This is a genomic window from Spongiivirga sp. MCCC 1A20706, assembly GCF_046524175.1.
Taxonomy (GTDB): domain Bacteria; phylum Bacteroidota; class Bacteroidia; order Flavobacteriales; family Flavobacteriaceae; genus Spongiivirga.
In genome coordinates this window covers 61333-80292 of sequence record NZ_JBEFZF010000005.1, presented here as the reverse complement: position 1 = coordinate 80292, position 18960 = coordinate 61333, and the positions used below count along the sequence as shown (strand labels likewise).

Genomic DNA, 18960 nt, shown 5'->3' with positions numbered 1-18960 from the left:
AATTGGCCCAGTGTAAAAACTTGGTGGGGGGTTAATTGCCAGTTATTTTTTAGGTGGTACTTTTGAGATGTTATAAAAATTTTAGACCCAATAGATCTGCAAACAACGTAACGAACCAAATCCTAATGAAAAAAATTCTAATCGTATTACTTGTTTTTAGCTGTCAATCAAATAGCAAAAAAGATGATCATGTACAGCTTGCATATAGCGTTTTCGAAACATTGAGACAAGATGATTTTAACAAGTTTCAATTATTTTTTATGCCTCACAAAGTGAATGGGTTACAAGCAGACGGAGTAGATGAAGCTGAATATTACAAATTTGTTTCAAATTCTTTCACTAAAAGTATTGGCAGTTTTGAACGTAAAGGACTTAAAATTGAAGATTTTAAAATTACCGATGTAACTGAACTGGTACCTAGACTATCGCAACGGGTTTATGGAGGTAAAAAATTTGAGTTTTTTGAATTTTATGTTTTTTTAGAAAACGATAAAAAAGAGTCATACCGGGCGCAGATGAAGTGTATTAAAATAGAAAACAAGTATTGGTTTAGGGATAATGTAGCGGTTATAAAATTTCCTGTAGAATAGGATCGTTTTAGGATAACGAAGCAATGAACCTATATATTAGTTAATTTGGTTGAAGTTTTCTTGGGAATATACTGTTCATTAAAATGCTAATCTAATCGGAGTGTAATAGGAAGCACTCGGTCAATTTAAACAATTTCTAAAAAAGCTAATTCTTTTTCTTGACCTCGCACCCACGGTACTGTGCCAACAAAACGACTGCTTACTGGTAACTGAATACTGAAAACTAAAATTTCATTCTTATACGTATCTCCACAAAGTACTTTATAGCTAGGGTTAATGAATTAAGGGTAGCACTCCGTTCGTCAAAATACTTAAGAAAAATAAATCATTTTGTCTCACTCCGCACCCACGGTAGTGTGCCAACAAAACGACTGCTTACTGGTAACTGAATACTGAAAACTAAAATTTCATTCTTATACGTATCTCCACGAAGTACTTTATAGCTAAGGTTAATGAATTAAGGGGAGCACTCCATTGGTCAAAATACTTAAGAAAAATTAATCATTTTGTCTCACTCCGCACCCACGGTAGTGTGCCAACAAAACGACTGCTTACTGGTAACTGAATACTGAAAACTAAAAAATCCCGATCGTATGATCGGGATTTTTGTTGGCCCACTAGGGCTCGAACCTAGACTCTTCTGGACCAAAACCAGACGTGTTGCCAGTTACACCATGGGCCATCCTCAAATCTCTTTTGAGAATTGCGAGTGCAAATTTAAAACAAACTTTTAGTTGCACAAACAAATTAGTTGATTTTTACTGCTATTGATTATTTATCTGTTGTCAAATGGAAATGTTATTCATGCTATTATGATTGGTTTGCTTGTTTCATCTTCCAATCAGTTTGGACGCGTTTAAAGAATGAGTTTGATAAAAACATCTGTAAAATATAGTTGGGGCATACAGTTTTATTCTTTTAAACAATGCGTTTTGTTTTAACTTTTCTTTAAATGGTTAAACATATATTAATTACTACTTTTAGATTGGAAGTTATATTGATGATGGTTTTCCTCTGATTTAACAGGTTTTTGATTTCCGCTTATTCATTTGTTAAGTCCTATTGTTCAATATTTTAATAAGGTTACTATGAAAATTAAACTAATGATCACGTTGTTCACTTTTTTGTTGTGCTTTGGTTTGCGTGCGCAAGATTCTATTAGAAAAATCACAGGTTATGTTTCTGATGGTGTAATGCCATTAACCAATGCAACTATTTCGGTGAAAAATTCTGATGTCACTACAACCTCTAACGCTAAAGGTTTTTATGAAATAACGGCCGATGAAAATGAGACGTTGGTTTATTCTTATTCAGGTAAAACATCAATAGAAATATTGGTTCAGGATGTGACAAAGTTTTTGAATGTACAGTTGAACCCAGAGGTAGATATATTAGATGAGGTTGTGGTTGAGGGATCAATACGAAGAAAAAAAATTGATGCTATTGATTACGAACGCAAAAAATCAATTGTTCGTACAACTTTCGGGTATATCGATCAAGAAACTTCGTCGGGATCTATGGCCGTGTTAGACGAAGAAGATTACATCTCTGATTATGTCTGTCTTCTCGATTTGCTTAATGGAAAATTTTCCGGGGTTACGATTAAGGGCAATTGCAGTCAAGGTGGCGATGTTTTCATAAGAGGTCAAAGTAGAGGTGTGACTATAGGTGGTACCAGTAATACAGAAGCCGATGCTGTTATTGGCAATCGATCACAGGGGGCATTATTCGATGTAGATGGGCTACTAGTTGAGCAAACTCCTTTTTGGATTCCAGTACAAAATATTAGAAGAATTGCTGTGTTGAGAAGTATGTCTTTGACAAATGCCTATGGCAATTTAGGCCGGGCAGGTGTAATAGTGATCAACACAAAAGTCAATAATCCGGTATTAAGTAACGCGCAAAAACAAGCCCAATATACCAATGCTAAGACCTACGAAAATGATGCGGTCGAAAGTGCTGAAATGGTTCGCTATGCGCCGGAATATTATAAGAGTTTAGCAAATACTGCAAATAAGAATGCTTTTGAGACGGCTTTGAGTGATTTTACAAAAACAAATCAATCCGCTTATTTTTATGTAGACGTTGTTGGTTTGTATCTAAACAAATGGAATGATAAGTCCGGGGCTAAAGACTTTTTGAGAAAACACTACAGCAAGCTTAATACAAATCCGGTTTTGTTAAAGGCATTGGCCTATCAACTGGAGTCTGGTAAAATGTATAAAGAGGCTCGGGATATTTATAAAGACGTTTTTATACTCAGACCAGAATACAATCAGTCTTATCTGGACTTAGTTGATAATTTTCAAGATAATGGAGAAACGAAGCAATCCAGATTACTGATGATGCGTATGCTCGATTTGATCAATCGTGATTGGTTACAAACCGATGCTGACTTTCATCAAATGCTGCAGCATGAAATAGTTGGGTTTAATAGCGCTAATAGGGTTGAAATTCCCGTTGAAGGTGAACTTGATATGAGTCAGTATCATCCTGGAGACACCCGTGTGGTTTTAGAGTGGAACGACAATGAGGCGGAGTTTGTGGTGCAGTTTGTGAATCCGAAAAACCAATATGTCACTTGGGATCATACCATGTTAAACGAGCCAGAAACCATAAAGGCTGAGAAGCAGATAGGCTTTAATCAAAAAGACTTTTTTATTGATCAATCGGTCAGAGGTCGTTGGAAAATGAATATTAAATATTTAGGCAATAAAAGCCTTACACCCACCTATGTGAAAGTGAAGGTATATGATCAATTTGGTACAAAAATGCAGGATAAAAAAGTATCTGTACATAAACTATTTACCAAAAACATGAATAGTAATGTTCTTATGGTAGGCATTTAAGTAATTCTCCAAAAAAATAACCATTTAAAACAATATCATCCGGCTATATTTCTTAATAAAAGTTGTATATTTGCACCGCTGTAAGAGAAAAAACGAATTACGAGGGGACCTAAAGTCCCCTCTTTTTATAGACTTATGTTCGAAAAAGAAGTCAGACAATTATTACAAGATGCACTAGATAAGCAACCTGAGTTGTTTTTGATCGACTTTACAATAAGCAGTGATCATAAGATTCTGGTTACCATCGACGGTGATAAAGGGGTGACCCTTCAAGATTGTATGAACATAAGCCGTGGTATTGAGCACAATTTAGATCGGGATACGGTCGATTTTGGTCTTGAGGTAACAAGTGCAGGGGCTACAGCACCTTTACAAATACCGCGACAGTATAAAAAAAACATTGGTCGTAAGCTAAGCGTAAAACTAGTGAATGACAAAGTTGAAGGCGAATTGGTAAGTGCCGACGACAACAAAATAGCACTGAAATGGAAAACCAGAGAACCTAAGCCAATTGGTAAAGGAAAGGTGACCGTAGAAAAACAACAGGAAATCCTGTATACAGATATTGTTGAAGCAAAAGTGATGATAACATTTTAATTAAACGTTGACATGGAAAATATTGCATTGATCGAATCATTTTCGGAGTTTAAAGACGATAAACTCATAGATCGTGTAACGCTAATGGCGATTTTAGAGGAGGTTTTTAGAAATGCACTAAAAAAACGATTTGGTAGTGATGAGAATTTTGATATCATTATTAATCCCGATAAAGGAGATTTAGAAATATGGCGTAACCGTATTGTGGTTGCTGATGGTGAGGTTGAAGATGAGAACGAAGAAATAGCACTTAGCGAAGCACAAAAGATCGAACCAGATTTTGAAATTGGGGAAGATGTATCAGAAGAGGTGAAGTTAATTGACCTTGGACGACGGTCTATTTTGGCACTACGTCAAAATTTGATTGCTAAAATTCACGAACACGATAATACCAATATTTATAAACAGTTTAAAGACCTGATCGGTGAAATTTATACTGCTGAGGTGCATCATATTCGTCATCGTGCAGTTATTTTGTTAGATGATGAAGGCAATGAGATCATTTTACCGAAAGACAAGCAAATACCATCTGACTTCTTTAGAAAAGGAGAAAATGTGCGCGGGATTATCGAGAACGTAGATCTTAAAGGCAATAAACCGAGTATTATCATGTCTCGTACGGCTCCTGAATTTTTGGAGAAGTTGTTTGAGCAAGAAATTCCGGAGGTTTTTGACGGTTTGATTAACGTGAAGAAGGTAGTGCGTGTACCTGGAGAAAAGGCAAAGGTGGCAGTTGATTCATATGATGATCGCATCGATCCTGTTGGCGCCTGTGTAGGGATGAAAGGATCGCGTATTCACGGTATTGTTCGTGAGTTAGGTAATGAGAATATCGATGTAATTAATTATACTGATAATACACAATTATTCATCACCAGAGCATTAAGTCCGGCACGTATTACATCACTTAAAATTGATGACGAGCGCAAACATGTTGAGGTGTTCTTAAAACCAGAAGAGGTTTCTAAGGCTATTGGTAAAGGGGGATTCAATATTCGTTTGGCAGGTCAGCTTACCGGATACGAGATTGATGTATTTAGAGAAGGTGTTGAGGAAGATGTAGAATTAACCGAATTTGCTGATGAAATTGATGCTTGGGTAATTGAGGAATTTAGTAAAGTAGGATTAGACACCGCGAAGAGTGTTTTAGAGCAAGATGTAGATGATCTTGTAAAACGAACTGACCTTGAAGAGGAAACAATTAATGAGGTGAGACGAATTCTTAAAGAAGAATTTGAACAATAATTAGCTAGAAAGCGCAGCAATTGTATTTTTGTTGTAATTTGAGAAAGGCTTAAGCATTTTTCACAGCGTAAATTTTTTAAACAAAGTATGGCTGAAAACAAAGTAATGAGACTTAACAAAGTACTACGCGAACTAAACATTTCGTTAGATCGCGCGGTCGAGCATCTTCAATCCAAAGGACATGAGATTGAAGCGCGCCCGACTGCCAAGATTTCTAGTGAAGTGTACGAAGTGCTATTGGATGAGTTTCAGGTTGACAGAAAGAAGAAAGTAGCATCCAAAGAAGTTGGCGAGGAAAAGCGCAAGGAGAAGGAAGCACTACGTCTTCAAATGGAGCAGGAGCTTGAAGAAAAACGCATAGCTAAAGAGCAGCGAGAAGTTGTAAAAGCGAAGGCAACACTTAGCGGTCCTAAGACGGTTGGTAAAATTGACCTTGATCCTAAAAAGAAGGAGGAAGCAGCCGCTGTTGAAAAGCCAAAAGCACAAGAGCCAGTTGCGCAGCCTAAAGAAGAAAAGAAAGAAGCTAAAAAAGAGCCCGTAGCTAAAAAGGAAACAGCTCCGAAAAAGGAGGTTGTTGCCAAAAAAGAAGAACCAGCTAAGGCAAAAGAAGAGCCAGTTGTACAAGAATCTACTGAGCCAAAAGAAGAAACGCTTACTACACAATATCAAAAACTTTCCGGGCCTAAAATGGTTGGAAAGAAAATCGATCTTTCAAAATTCGATAAGCCCAAAAAGAAGAAGGAAGAAGCAAAATCGGGAGATGCTGCGGGCGATCGTAAAAAGAAAAGAAGGCGCATTAGCAAGGAAACACCTGGAGGAGGTAATAACCAACAAGGTGGAGGACAAAGACGTTTTGGTAATAACGATAACAGAAAAGGACGCGGACGTCGTAATGCTCCTGTAGCAAAAGTAGAGCCTACTGAAGAAGAAGTACAAAAACAAGTACGAGAGACGCTTGAAAAACTTCAAGGGAAATCTTCTAGAGGTAAAGGTGCTAAATATCGTCGTGAGAAAAGAGATATTCACCGTCAAAAAACAGCAGAAGAACTAGCTGCGCAAGAAGCAGAAAGTAAAATATTAAAAGTAACCGAGTTTGTTACTGCAGGCGAAGTGGCTACCATGATGGATGTTGGTATCACTGATATTATTTCGGCTTGTATGAGCTTAGGAATGATGGTAACACAAAATCAACGCTTGGATGCTGAAACCTTAAGTATTGTTGCTGAAGAGTTTGGTTATGAAGTAGAGTTTGTTACGGCAGATATTGAAGAGCAAATTCAAGAGGTAGAAGATAAGGAAGAAGACCTAAAGCCAAGGGCGCCGATCGTTACTGTAATGGGTCACGTTGACCATGGTAAGACCTCTTTACTAGATTATATTCGTGAAGAAAATGTAATCGCAGGTGAATCAGGGGGTATTACACAGCATATTGGTGCTTATGGAGTTCAGCTAGAGAGCGGACAAAAAATAGCATTTCTTGATACGCCGGGTCACGAAGCCTTTACCGCTATGCGTGCTCGTGGTGCTCAAGTAACCGATTTGGCGATTATTGTAATTGCGGCTGATGATGATATCATGCCTCAAACAAAAGAAGCAATTAGTCACGCACAAGCAGCATCGGTTCCAATTGTTTTTGCAATTAATAAAATTGACAAGCCAACGGCGAATCCTGATAAGATTAAAGAGAAGTTAGCCGGAATGAACCTGTTGGTTGAAGACTGGGGTGGTAAAATACAATCACACGATATTTCAGCGAAAACAGGTCTTGGTGTAAAAGAGTTATTGGAAAAGGTACTTCTTGAAGCAGAATTACTAGAGTTAAAAGCAAACCCAGATAGACGTGCAAATGGTACCATTGTAGAGGCATTCCTAGACAAGGGTCGTGGTTATGTTGCTACCATTATGGTGCAAGCAGGTACGTTGCGAGTAGGGGACTATGTACTGGCTGGTAAGCACAGTGGTAAGGTGAAAGCAATGCATGATGAGCGTGGTCACGAAGTGCAAGAAGCAGGACCATCAACTCCGGTATCGATATTAGGTTTAGATGGTGCGCCACAGGCCGGTGATAAGTTTAACGTATTTGAGGACGAACGCGAGGCAAAACAAATTGCTGCAAAACGTACACAGTTACAACGGGAGCAATCTGTACGTACGCAACGCCATATAACACTTGATGAAATAGGTCGTCGTATTGCATTAGGTGACTTTAAAGAATTGAACATTATCCTTAAGGGTGATGTAGATGGCTCGGTAGAAGCATTGACAGATTCGTTCCAGAAGCTATCTACTGAAGAAATTCAGGTAAACATTATACATAAAGGTGTAGGTGCCATTACTGAAAGTGATGTGCTTTTAGCATCGGCTTCTGACGCGATTGTTATTGGATTTAATGTGCGCCCAATGGGTAACGCAAGACAATTAGCTGAAAAAGAAGAAATCGATATTAGAAACTACTCGATCATCTATGATGCTATCAACGATCTGAAAGATGCGATGGAAGGTATGTTGTCTCCTGAGATGAAGGAAGAGATTACAGGAAATGCGGAGATTCGTGAAACCTTTAAGATCTCCAAGATCGGTACTATTGCAGGTTGTATGGTAACAGATGGTAAGATATTTAGAAACTCTAGCATTCGATTAATTCGTGAAGGTGTTGTGGTGTTTACAGGAGAACTAGCGTCACTTAAACGTTTTAAAGACGATGTGAAAGAAGTTGCTAAAGGATACGATTGTGGACTTCAAATTAAAGGTTATAATGACATCAAGGAAGGTGATGTAGTAGAAGCCTACCAAGAAGTGGCGGTGAAAAAGAAGTTGAAGTAATAATCAACTCAATATAAAATAAAAGCCTCGGAGAAATCTGGGGCTTTTTTTTGTTTTAATACTTAAAACTCAAATCTTAAAAAAGCGGTTAGAATTTGAGATTTACTTCATTGAGATATTCCAATAGAAATAACAATTATCGAAAACTGTTGACTGAAAACCGGACATTCACTTTCACGGTTTACCGGGGTAACAAGCAAGCTATCATCACCATACATTTGTATTGTAGAGGATATTAAAGAATAAATTTGATATTGTTATTCAATTTGTGTTCTTTTAGATATCTATTTTACCAAACGAAAAATCGGCACGATGTGCCATTAAAAACCAACGCATGAGGCAAGCTTTAAGTTTTGACAAAACCTTAATGTCTTCATTAAACACTAAGGTAACCGTATCTAAATGGTACGATGCAAAAGACAGGTATGACGAAAACAAATACAAAGAGGCTATTTTGGAACTCTTTGACTACGTTAACCTCGATATCAGAAAAAAATATGCAAATGAAAATGAAACCTACTTTAAAGTACCACATGGTAGTGTAGTCGTTGAGGTTGAATTTACTGACACCCATTTTAAGGTGAAAGCTCCTTTTTTAAAAGTAGGATCAGAAAAACGTATTCCACTTTTTAGAAAGGTGGCCGAGGTGAATTTCGCTCCATTAAATCTAGCGCAAATCAAATTGGAAGACGATCAACTAAACTTTCATTATAGTTGTCCTTGGCACTTGTGCGAGCCTTATAAAATTTATTATATACTGCAGGAAATTTGTCATAATGCCGATAATTTTGATGACGAATTTATCGATCTTTTTGATGTGAGTCCGCTACACGAGCCACAGATCACGAATTATGATGCGGCTACCTTAGATCAGGCGTGGAATACATACAACGGTATTATTAAAGAAGCTGAAGCGTACATTCAATACTTCGACCAAAACAGGATGGAGTATTTTAACTGGGATATTCTGAACATTACTTTTAAGAAGATTGAGTATCTAATTATGCCAAATGGTAAATTACGTACTGATATCGAGAAGCAAATAAGTGATCTATATAGTAAAGATCATATGCAAGATCGTATTCAGCGCGCAAAGACTTTCTTAGCAAAACTAAAGGCGAAAACGAAAGAGGAGTATTTAGAAGATATTTATGTGGCTGAATCGTTCATTTCGATCAAATCAAGATTAGAACATGAGGCGTTAAAGCAAAACTGGAAGCGCGCTTATGAAAATTCATCAAAAGAAATTCAAGATAAACAGTTCACGGGTGCAACCTTAACTTTATTAGTTGGTTTTTATGATATGTATTACTACAACAATATTCCCGATGATATTAACCAAAAGGTTGAAACTGTTTTACAAAATGCAAGCGGGCAAGATTGGCATATTGCTGCAACCACCCTACATAATGGTATGACCGCTATTTTAGAAAATAAACCGGTTAAATCATCAGCTAAAAAAGGATTCTTCTCGAAACTATTTGGTTAAAATTTTAAAAGAAAAACAATGCAAACATTAGAAATATTAAAAGATGCAACCTTCAAGATTTTAACTTCAAGAGGTACAGGGAGCGGATTCTACTTAAAAGATGAAAATCTTATTTTAACCAACCATCATGTAATTGAAGGCTGTCATGAAGTGGCAATTGAAGATGATAATAAGAACAGAATATTAGGCAAGGTGATCTTGACCAATCCTGATATGGATATCGCCATTTTGCGTACTGAGAAAAAGTTAGAGGTGCAACATGCAATCGATATCGACGATACGCTTATTCCATCAAGACAACAGAAAGTGTTCGCTCTGGGGTATCCTTTTGGAATGCCGTTTACAATAACCGAAGGTATTGTGTCCAACCCAGAGCAACATATGAACGGGAAGCACTTTGTGCAAACTGATGCAGCGATTAATCCTGGAAATAGTGGCGGGCCTTTAGTTACCCAAGATGGGAAATTAGTTGGGATAAATTCTTCTAAATTTAATAATGCAGACAATGTAGGTTTTGCAATTCCCACCAAAGCGGTAAAGGAAGCTGTTGAGAGCGTAAAGAATAATGCAGAGGATAAGTTTTCATTGCAATGCGCTAGTTGCGGTAATTTAAGTTATGAAGTAAAGGAATTCTGCGATAATTGTGGTGCAACCCTACAAAAGGATGTTTTCGACGTACTTAGTTTAACAGAATTCTCTCAGTTTATTGAAGATTCGTTATCGGCATTAGAAATTAATCCGGTATTGACTAGAGCTGGACATGAGTTTTGGGAATTTCATCAAGGTAGTTCGCTTATTCGTGTTTTTGTGATGGATCGAAACTATCTATACCTCACTTCACCATTGAATAATTTGCCTAAGGAAAATCTTGAAAAGTTGTATGAGTATTTGATTAGTAGTGACCAAGGTGAGTTCAATTTAGGAGTCTATAAGAATACCATTTTTGTGAGCTATAGAATTCACATGAGTGACATTTTTAAAGATGATGAAACAAAGGCCGATATTAAAAATAAAATCAAAGCATTGGCTTTAAAAGCTGATGATCTTGATGACTTCTTTGTCGATGAGTATAATTGTACGATGAGTACGTATGCGAAAGAGGTAAGCTAATAAATAAAAATTAAAAGGCTGAAGGCGGAAACTTATTTCAAACCTACAAGGGGGTGAGCTCAAATAAAGAGCGTTCCTTGTGGGTTTTTTACTTGATTAATAAATTAAAGTTAATATACGGACTACCCTTTTGGTTTTAGCTTAAATGCAATAGGGTATTTCTTTCTGATTTCAATAAGCATCTTGTCTGCTTCGATGGATGTTCTAAAACTACCTACGTATACTTTGTAATTAGGATAATCCCAATCTGACATATTCGATACATTAGGAAAGTCTTTTCTGAAGTTTTTAATGGCATTTTGTGCCCCACTTAGCGAACCGCTATAAATCTGAATTCGATATATATTTCTAGAGCCTTGATTTTTATTTACTTGCTTCTTTAGTTCTAATACTTTGGCCAATTTCTCATCTTGAACAATGTTTACTGTTCCTTGGGAAGCGATCATGGTCTCTTCAGTTTGTTGAGGAGTTTCTTCAGAAGTTTGAGCAAAACCTAAAAAGCTAAATATCAGCAAACAAGCTGCAGTAAAAAGTGGTTTTCGTGTGTAAATTGCTTTCATCATAATCTATATACGTACAAAAGTAAATTATAATAACTTAAACAGGGCTTCATTTATTATTTAGAACAATTATAAATTAGATATTAACGCTTTTCTAACATTTCCAAAATCGTCTCTATGTCGTACTTTTGTCGTCGAATTTGCGGAGGCTTGATTGAATGCATGTGCATCAATATTTTAGAAAAAATCATGCCACAAAAAACCCAAAATTCTTATTTCATTATGAAGAAGGTTTCTTACCAAAATGCTAGTATGCGATTCCTCGGTTTCGCTTTTTCTTTATTAGTTACTTTTTCATTTTCATTGAATGCGCAAGATGGTGATCCTGCAGTGGGCGAAAAGCTTTTTAAAGCTAATTGTGCTGCGTGTCACGCGTTGAATCGAAAAATGACAGGTCCTGCATTGGCTGGAGTAGGTGATAAATACGAACGCGAATGGTTGTATAGCTGGATTAAGAACAGTTCTGCAATGGTAAAGTCGGGTGATGAGCGCGCTGTTGCTATCTACAATGAGTACAATCAATCGGTAATGACTTCATTCCCGTTATTGACTAATGAAGATATTGACAATATTATTGCCTACACAATGGCACCGCCACCTGCACCTGTGGTTGAGGCGGGTCCAGCAGTGGTGGCTCAACCTGTGGAATCTGGGGTGCCCAATAATATTATTCTTGCTGTCTTAGGATTGGTCCTTGCGGTACTGGTTATCATGTTGGTGCTGGTAAATAAAACACTTAGAAAAATTGCTGCGGCTAACGGAGTCGTAGTGGAAAAAGAAGAGCGTACACCGATCTGGAAAGCATTTGCTCAAAATCAATTTTTAGTATTGGTTACTGCAATATTCTTATTGTTGGGTAGTGCTTATTTTGCTTATGGCTGGATGATGCAAGTTGGAGTTGATCAAGGGTATGCGCCTAAACAACCTATTCACTATTCACATAGAATACATGCTGGTGATAACCAGATAGAGTGTAAATATTGTCACTCGTCTGCACGAGTAAGTAAGCATTCAGGTATACCTTCACTCAATGTTTGTATGAACTGTCATAAAAATATTGCCGAAGTAGCACCTGAAACATTGGCTGAGGGTAAAAATGAGTATGGTATAGACTACAACAAAGAAATCGAAAAGTTGTATGCTGCTGTCGGTTGGGATGTTGAAAACCAGCGATACACTGGCGAAACGAAGCCAGTAGATTGGGTTCGTATTCATAATCTGCCTGATTTTGTGTATTTCAACCACTCCCAACATGTTGAGGTTGCGGGAGTAGAGTGTCAAACCTGTCACGGTCCTGTTGAGGAAATGGAAATCTTAGCACAGCATTCTTCATTGACTATGGGTTGGTGTATTAACTGTCACCGCGAGACCAATGTGAAGACAGAGGGCAACGAATATTACGCAAAAATTCACGAAGAATTATCTAAAAAATATGGTGTTGAAAAACTTACTGCGGCCCAAATGGGTGGTTTAGAATGTGGTAAGTGTCACTACTAGGCTTGGCTTAGTTTTCTTTTCCAATAAAGTGGAAACAAGCACCAAATGAATAATTAATTAAAGAGTAAAAATTTTAGCATAACGGAGGTTGAATTCCGAAAATCTAAAATCGTAAATAGCAAATATGGCATCAAACAAAAAATACTGGAAAAGTGTTGAGGAGCTGGATACAAACAGCACCCTTGTTGAGGCTTTAAAACAAAATGAGTTTGTTGAAGAAATTCCAACCGATGAATTTCTAGGAGACAAGGAAGTTTTAGAATCGTCATCGACATCTCGAAGAGACTTTTTAAAGTATGTTGGTTTTAGTACTGCAGCAGCATCACTTGCTGCTTGTGAGGGCCCGGTTATTAAGTCGATTCCTTATGTGGTACAGCCAGATAGTATTGTTCCGGGAGTCGCAAATCATTACGCAACGACCATCGCAAACGGATTTGATTTTGCAAGTGTATTGGTAAAGACAAGAGAAGGTCGACCAATTTTTGTAAAAAATCACGATAAAGCAGCGACAAATGCAAGTGCTAATGGGCGTGTGATTGCCTCGGTTTTAGATTTGTATGATAGTGGTCGTTTGCAAGGACCTACGGTAGGTGGTGAAGCTGTTTCTTGGAATGATTTTGATAACGCGGTTGCAAAACAACTAGTCGATATTAAATCTACTGGCAAAGAGCTAGTGTTGCTTACACAAACATTTGCAAGTCCTTCAACTGCGAAGTTAATTAATGAGTTTAAAGAAAACTTTGGAAACGTTCGACATGTTACATATGATGCTGTTTCAGAATCAGCTGCCTTAGACGCTTTTCAAAACAAATATGGTGTTCGTGCATTAGCTGATTACGATTTCTCGAAGGCTGATGTAATTATTTCAGTAGGTGCTGACATTCTTGGTGATTGGCAAGGTGGAGGGTATGATGCTGGTTATGCCAAAGGAAGAGTGCCGCATAATGATCATGGTAAAGGTAAAATGTCTTATCATGCACAGTTTGAGGCAAACATGACCCTTTCTGGCGCAAATGCAGATAACCGTGTTCCATTAACGCCTGTGCAACAGAAAAGAGCCTTGGCTAAAATATATGCTGCGCTTGCAGGTGGTCCTTCAATTTCAGGAGACCTTCCGGAATCTGCGGAAAAAGCGATTAAAACTGTGGTAGCTCGAGCTAAAGAAGCAGGAAAAAATAAAACGGTTGTTGTTTCAGGTATTCAGGATGCAACAGCACAAGCGTTAGTTTTAGAGATTAACGAAATGTTAGGTAGCGAAGCGTTCGACACTGATGCTCCTAAAATGGTTCGTTCTTCATCAAATAAAGAGATTGAAAGTTTAGTGGCGCAAATGCATTCAGGACAGGTAGGTGGTATTATAATGGCAGGTATCAATCCTGTGTATTCAATGCCGTCTAAACTTGGTTTTGAAGATGCACTTTCTAAAGTAGGTTTTAGAATGACCTATGCCATGAAAGCCGACGAAACAGCGAATGCATGTGAATTTGTAGCTGCGGCTCCTCACTACTTAGAGTCATGGGGTGATGCACAAATCAAAAAAGGACATTACAGCTTAACGCAACCAACAATCCGCCCGTTGTTCGATACAAGACAATTTCAAGACGGACTATTGCAGTTAACGCTAAGCAATAAAAACTATTACGACTACGTAAAAGATAACTGGAATGAATCCATATTGGTGGATTCTTCATGGAATCAAGCATTGCATGATGGTGTATTTCAAACTCCTGCGATTGCTCAAGAGGAAGTTGTTGTTGCAGCTGCCGCCGATGAGATAGAAGGTGACACAACGACAGCATCTGCTTACAATATGGCAAGCGAGCTTGCGCGAAGTGCAAAAGATGTAAGTGGTACTCAGATAGTATTGTATACCAAAACAGGAATGGGTGATGGTCAGCAAGCCAACAACCCTTGGTTGCAAGAATTCCCGGATCCGATTACTCGTGCTTCATGGGATAACTATGTTACCATGAATGCTTCCGATGCTGCCGCTTTAGGTATAAAAAATGAAAACGTTGCAAATGGGGCTCTTAATGGTCATTATGCGACAGTGAATGTTGAGGGTGCCGAGGCACTTACGTTACCTGTTATTATTCAGCCAGGTCAAGCAAAAGGAACCATTGGTGTAGCCCTTGGGTATGGTCGTAAAGCAGGTGTAAAAGATGAATTGCAAACCGGACAAAATGCGTATAGCATTTATGATGGTTTTGACAATGTGCAAACAGCAACTGTCTCTGCTCCCGGAAATGGCTGGCATGAGTTTGCTTGTGTACAGCTGCAAAACACATTGATGGGGCGTGGTGATATTATTCGCGAAACTACCTTAGATACATTTGCAACGGTAGACGCTCATGACCATAAAAATGGTTGGAACGTGATTCCTATGGTATCTAAAGACCATCAGGAAATTCCAGTGACATCGCCTGATGCTGATTTATGGGATTCTTTTGATCGTTCTGTGGGGCATCATTTCAATTTGTCAATTGATTTAAATGCTTGTACCGGTTGTGGTGCTTGTGTTGTAGCATGTCATGCTGAAAATAATGTGCCTGTTGTAGGTAAGTCTGAGATGAGACGAAGCCGTAATATGCATTGGTTGCGTATTGACCGTTACTACTCATCTGAAGAAACTTTTGAAGGAGACAATCAGAAAAAAGACAACTTAGACGGACTTTGGGGTGATAATGGTTCATTAAGCGGATTTGGTGAAATGGAAAATCCAGCTGATAATCCTCAGGTTGCTTTTCAGCCGGTAATGTGTCAGCACTGTAATCATGCTCCTTGCGAAACTGTTTGTCCGGTTGCTGCAACAGCACACGGTCGTCAAGGACAAAATCACATGGCATATAACCGCTGTGTAGGTACACGTTACTGTGCGAACAACTGTCCTTATAAAGTACGTCGTTTTAACTGGTTCTTATATAATGAGAATGATGAGTTTGATTATCATATGAATGATGATCTTGGACGCATGGTATTAAACCCAGATGTTGTGGTACGTTCTCGCGGGGTGATGGAAAAATGTTCTATGTGTATTCAAATGACACAAAAGAGTATTCTCGATGCCAAGAGAGAGGGTCGCACCGTTAAGGATAGCGAATTCCAAACCGCATGTTCGGCTGCATGTAGCAGCAACGCATTAGTGTTTGGTGACATAAATAATAAAGAAAGCGAAGTTGCTAAGCTTAAAGAAAGTGATCGTATGTACCACTTGTTAGAGCATGTAGGGACTGAGCCAAATGTATTTTACCATGTAAAGGTGAGAAATACGGATAAAGAAGCATAATAAACAAACTGATTAAAAAATCTAATTAACTATATATGGCGTCGCATTACGAAGCTCCTATTAGAAGGCCATTAGTAACCGGTGGTAAGTCATATCATGACGTAACAGTCGATATTGCTGCACCAGTTGAGGGTCGTGCTAACCGTCAGTGGTGGATTGTCTTTTCAATCGCCTTAGTGGCATTCTTATGGGGATTAGGGTGTATTGTTTACACAATTTCTACTGGTATTGGTGTGTGGGGATTAAATCCAACCGTTAACTGGGCTTGGGATATTACCAACTTCGTTTGGTGGGTAGGTATTGGTCACGCAGGTACACTTATTTCTGCAGTATTGTTATTATTCCGTCAAAAATGGCGTATGGCGATCAATCGCTCAGCAGAGGCAATGACCATTTTCTCGGTAATTCAAGCAGGATTGTTCCCGATTATTCATATGGGTCGCCCGTGGTTAGCATATTGGGTACTTCCCATTCCTAACCAATTTGGCTCACTTTGGGTGAATTTTAACTCACCACTACTTTGGGATGTATTTGCCATCTCTACCTATTTATCGGTTTCATTGGTATTTTGGTGGACTGGTTTATTGCCCGATTTCGCAATGATTCGTGATCGCGCGATTAAGCCATTTCAGAAAAGAGTATATAGTATTTTGTCATTTGGTTGGTCAGGCCGCGCTAAAGATTGGCAGCGTTTTGAAGAAGTATCATTGGTGCTTGCTGGTCTTGCTACACCACTTGTACTTTCTGTACACACCATTGTATCGTTTGACTTTGCGACTTCGGTTATTCCAGGTTGGCATACTACTATCTTCCCGCCTTACTTCGTTGCAGGGGCAATTTTCTCTGGATTCGCAATGGTAAATACCCTTCTTATTATTATGAGAAAGGTATGTCATTTGGAAGATTATATTACAGTACAGCACATCGAATTAATGAACATTGTAATCATGATTACAGGTTCTATTGTTGGTGTAGCCTATATTACCGAGTTATTTGTTGCTTGGTATTCAGGAGTAGAGTATGAGCAATATGCATTTTTGAATAGAGCAACAGGGCCTTACCTTTGGGCGTATTGGTCTATGATGATTTGTAATGTATTCTCACCACAATTTATGTGGTTTAAGAAACTGCGTACAAGTATCATGTTCTCTTTCTTTATTTCGATTGTCGTAAATATCGGTATGTGGTTCGAGCGTTTCGTGATTATTGTAACCTCGTTGCACCGTGATTACCTTCCATCTTCTTGGACCATGTTCCAGCCAACCTTTGTTGATATCGGAATATTTATCGGTACTATCGGATTCTTCTTTGTACTATTTTTATTGTACTCAAGAACATTCCCGGTAATTGCGCAGGCGGAAGTAAAAACTATTCTAAAATCATCAGGAGATAAGTATAAAGATCTGCGAGATTCGGGTCAAAGTTTAGTAGGTACTGGTGCAGATGATCGTACTTCGGGAGGTGCAGTTGTTACCCCTACAGAAAAAGTCGAGCAAGAGGAAGTCTTGGTGGAGGCAGTAGCAGAGAGTAGTGACGAAATGACCAATAGTTTACTAGCTAGTATTGGGACTTTTGATTCGGCTACACAAACTGCTGACGACCTTAAGAAAGTAAAGGGTATTGGTCCTCAAATGGAAAAAACATTAAATCAAATCGGGATTTTTACTTTTGCTCAGGTGAGTAAAATGACAGAAAAAGAATACAACTTGCTAGACTCAATTACCGGTTCATTCCCTGGTAGAGCACAACGTGATGACTGGGCAGGTCAAGCAAGAGAACTAAATAATAATAACGGGTAACTATGAGTGATAAAGTAGTTCAAGCATTATACAATGACGACGACGTACTTATGAACGCCGTTAAAAAAGTAAAGGCTGAAAAGCATCATATTGAAGAAGTATATTGTCCGTTTCCCGTGCATGGGCTGGACAAAGCAATGGGCTTAGAAGGAACTCGAATAGCAATTACGTCTTTCATGTATGGTTGCGTTGGTTTAACAGTAGCTATTTTGATGATGAATTATATCATGATAGAAGACTGGCCTCAGGACATTGGAGGTAAACCAAGTTTTAGTTATATCGAGAATATGCCGGCCTTTGTGCCTATTATGTTCGAGCTTACTGTGTTTTTCGCAGCGCACTTAATGGTAATAACCTTCTATATGCGCAGTAAGTTATGGCCGTTTAAAAAAGCTGAAAACCCAGATGTTCGTACAACTGACGATCACTTTTTAATGGAAGTGAGTACTCATGGTAACGAGGCAGAAGTTGTTGCCTTATTGCAATCAACGGGAGCAGTTGAAGTAAATATTGTTGATTCTGACCATTAATAAAAATATGAAGCGATTAGTTAATATATCATTACTTATAAGTGCACTATTAGTGATAGTAGCTTGTCAAGATAAGGCAAAGCCAAACTATCAATACATGCCTAATATGTATGAGCCGGTGGGATATGAAGCATATGGCGAATATGCGGTTTTCCCGGGTGGTCAAGAAGCAATGATCCCGGCAAAAGGTGCTATTAAAAGAGGTTATGTACCTTATGAATATGCAAATTCAAACGAGGGATATGAGCTAGCGAAAGCGGAGCTTAAAAATCCGATGGCTACTGATACCTTGGCGATTGAGGATAATATGAAGATAGGTAAAGAGCTTTATAACATTTATTGTGCTGTGTGCCATGGTGCTAAAGGTGACGGTCAAGGAATTTTAATGCAGCGCGAAAAAATATTGGGTGTACCAAGCTATGCTGCAAGAGAAATTACTGAAGGTAGTATTTACCATGTAATGCAACATGGTATTAACTCGATGGGATCATATGCATCTCAAATGAATCAGAAAGAACGTTGGCAAGTAACGATGTACGTTCAACAATTAAGAGCTGAATTAACCAAATAAGATTTAAAGAGAGA

The 18960-nt window shown here is 38.3% G+C and carries 13 protein-coding genes and 1 tRNA gene; 12 read left to right on the top strand and 2 right to left on the bottom strand.

Annotated elements, in window-relative coordinates; translation table 11 throughout:
- Positions 1 to 125 precede the first annotated feature (125 nt).
- Complete coding sequence (locus ABN763_RS12900; RefSeq protein WP_410485893.1) at positions 126 to 590, top strand: hypothetical protein; 465 nt, start codon at positions 126 to 128, stop codon at positions 588 to 590.
- 609 nt (positions 591 to 1199) lie between these two features.
- Here the strand turns inward: ABN763_RS12900 and ABN763_RS12895 are convergent.
- A tRNA-Gln gene (locus tag ABN763_RS12895) sits at positions 1200 to 1272 on the bottom strand.
- A 406-nt stretch (positions 1273 to 1678) separates the two neighbouring features.
- On the opposite strand from ABN763_RS12895, the gene ABN763_RS12890 reads away from it, so the two are divergent.
- The 6 genes from ABN763_RS12890 to ABN763_RS12865 all read left to right on the top strand — a co-directional run bounded on the left by ABN763_RS12890 (position 1679) and on the right by ABN763_RS12865 (position 10703).
- Positions 1679 to 3439, top strand: coding sequence for a carboxypeptidase-like regulatory domain-containing protein (locus ABN763_RS12890; RefSeq protein ID WP_410485892.1), 1761 nt, complete (start codon positions 1679 to 1681; stop codon positions 3437 to 3439).
- A gap of 135 nt (positions 3440 to 3574) precedes the next feature.
- Positions 3575 to 4036: a ribosome assembly cofactor RimP gene (rimP, locus tag ABN763_RS12885; RefSeq protein WP_410485891.1), complete on the top strand. Its 462-nt coding sequence runs from the start codon at positions 3575 to 3577 to the stop codon at positions 4034 to 4036.
- A gap of 12 nt (positions 4037 to 4048) precedes the next feature.
- On the top strand, positions 4049 to 5281 hold the full coding sequence (gene nusA / locus ABN763_RS12880) for a transcription termination factor NusA (RefSeq protein WP_410485890.1): 1233 nt from the start codon (positions 4049 to 4051) through the stop codon (positions 5279 to 5281).
- A gap of 87 nt (positions 5282 to 5368) precedes the next feature.
- Positions 5369 to 8104 (top strand): translation initiation factor IF-2, encoded by a 2736-nt coding sequence (gene infB / locus ABN763_RS12875; RefSeq protein WP_410485889.1) that lies wholly within the window; start codon positions 5369 to 5371, stop codon positions 8102 to 8104.
- 334 nt (positions 8105 to 8438) lie between these two features.
- Entirely contained in the window at positions 8439 to 9593 is a 1155-nt protein-coding gene (locus ABN763_RS12870) for a hypothetical protein (protein WP_410485888.1), read from the top strand.
- Positions 9594 to 9611: 18 nt separating this feature from the next.
- Entirely contained in the window at positions 9612 to 10703 is a 1092-nt protein-coding gene (locus ABN763_RS12865; protein ID WP_410485887.1) for a trypsin-like peptidase domain-containing protein, read from the top strand.
- A 122-nt stretch (positions 10704 to 10825) separates the two neighbouring features.
- Here the strand turns inward: ABN763_RS12865 and ABN763_RS12860 are convergent, their stop codons facing one another.
- Positions 10826 to 11263, bottom strand: coding sequence for an SPOR domain-containing protein (locus ABN763_RS12860; RefSeq protein WP_410485886.1), 438 nt, complete (start codon positions 11261 to 11263; stop codon positions 10826 to 10828).
- Between the two features lie 222 nt (positions 11264 to 11485).
- Here ABN763_RS12860 and ABN763_RS12855 point away from each other — a divergent pair, with 222 nt between their 5' ends.
- From ABN763_RS12855 to ABN763_RS12835, 5 genes are all read left to right on the top strand, one after another.
- Positions 11486 to 12760 (top strand): c-type cytochrome, encoded by a 1275-nt coding sequence (locus ABN763_RS12855; protein WP_410485885.1) that lies wholly within the window; start codon positions 11486 to 11488, stop codon positions 12758 to 12760.
- Positions 12761 to 12884: 124 nt separating this feature from the next.
- Positions 12885 to 16046, top strand: coding sequence for a TAT-variant-translocated molybdopterin oxidoreductase (locus ABN763_RS12850; RefSeq protein ID WP_410485884.1), 3162 nt, complete (start codon positions 12885 to 12887; stop codon positions 16044 to 16046).
- A gap of 35 nt (positions 16047 to 16081) precedes the next feature.
- Positions 16082 to 17845 (top strand): NrfD/PsrC family molybdoenzyme membrane anchor subunit, encoded by a 1764-nt coding sequence (gene nrfD / locus ABN763_RS12845; RefSeq protein WP_410485883.1) that lies wholly within the window; start codon positions 16082 to 16084, stop codon positions 17843 to 17845.
- 2 nt (positions 17846 to 17847) lie between these two features.
- The gene (locus ABN763_RS12840) at positions 17848 to 18375 is read left to right on the top strand and encodes a DUF3341 domain-containing protein (RefSeq protein WP_410485882.1); all 528 of its coding nucleotides are present in this window, start codon (positions 17848 to 17850) and stop codon (positions 18373 to 18375) included.
- A 7-nt stretch (positions 18376 to 18382) separates the two neighbouring features.
- Positions 18383 to 18946, top strand: coding sequence for a c-type cytochrome (locus tag ABN763_RS12835; protein WP_410485881.1), 564 nt, complete (start codon positions 18383 to 18385; stop codon positions 18944 to 18946).
- Positions 18947 to 18960: the final 14 nt, after the last annotated feature.

Bases quoted from the DNA above. Each gene is read 5' to 3' on its own strand.
- ABN763_RS12900 (WP_410485893.1), top strand. From the start codon at position 126: ATGAAAAAAATTCTAATCGTATTACTTGTTTTTAGCTGTCAATCAAAT.
- ABN763_RS12890 (WP_410485892.1), top strand. From the start codon at position 1,679: ATGAAAATTAAACTAATGATCACGTTGTTCACTTTTTTGTTGTGCTTT.
- rimP (WP_410485891.1), top strand. From the start codon at position 3,575: ATGTTCGAAAAAGAAGTCAGACAATTATTACAAGATGCACTAGATAAG.
- nusA (WP_410485890.1), top strand. From the start codon at position 4,049: ATGGAAAATATTGCATTGATCGAATCATTTTCGGAGTTTAAAGACGAT.
- infB (WP_410485889.1), top strand. From the start codon at position 5,369: ATGGCTGAAAACAAAGTAATGAGACTTAACAAAGTACTACGCGAACTA.
- ABN763_RS12870 (WP_410485888.1), top strand. From the start codon at position 8,439: ATGAGGCAAGCTTTAAGTTTTGACAAAACCTTAATGTCTTCATTAAAC.
- ABN763_RS12865 (WP_410485887.1), top strand. From the start codon at position 9,612: ATGCAAACATTAGAAATATTAAAAGATGCAACCTTCAAGATTTTAACT.
- ABN763_RS12860 (WP_410485886.1), bottom strand. From the start codon at position 11,263: ATGAAAGCAATTTACACACGAAAACCACTTTTTACTGCAGCTTGTTTG.
- ABN763_RS12855 (WP_410485885.1), top strand. From the start codon at position 11,486: ATGAAGAAGGTTTCTTACCAAAATGCTAGTATGCGATTCCTCGGTTTC.
- ABN763_RS12850 (WP_410485884.1), top strand. From the start codon at position 12,885: ATGGCATCAAACAAAAAATACTGGAAAAGTGTTGAGGAGCTGGATACA.
- nrfD (WP_410485883.1), top strand. From the start codon at position 16,082: ATGGCGTCGCATTACGAAGCTCCTATTAGAAGGCCATTAGTAACCGGT.
- ABN763_RS12840 (WP_410485882.1), top strand. From the start codon at position 17,848: ATGAGTGATAAAGTAGTTCAAGCATTATACAATGACGACGACGTACTT.
- ABN763_RS12835 (WP_410485881.1), top strand. From the start codon at position 18,383: ATGAAGCGATTAGTTAATATATCATTACTTATAAGTGCACTATTAGTG.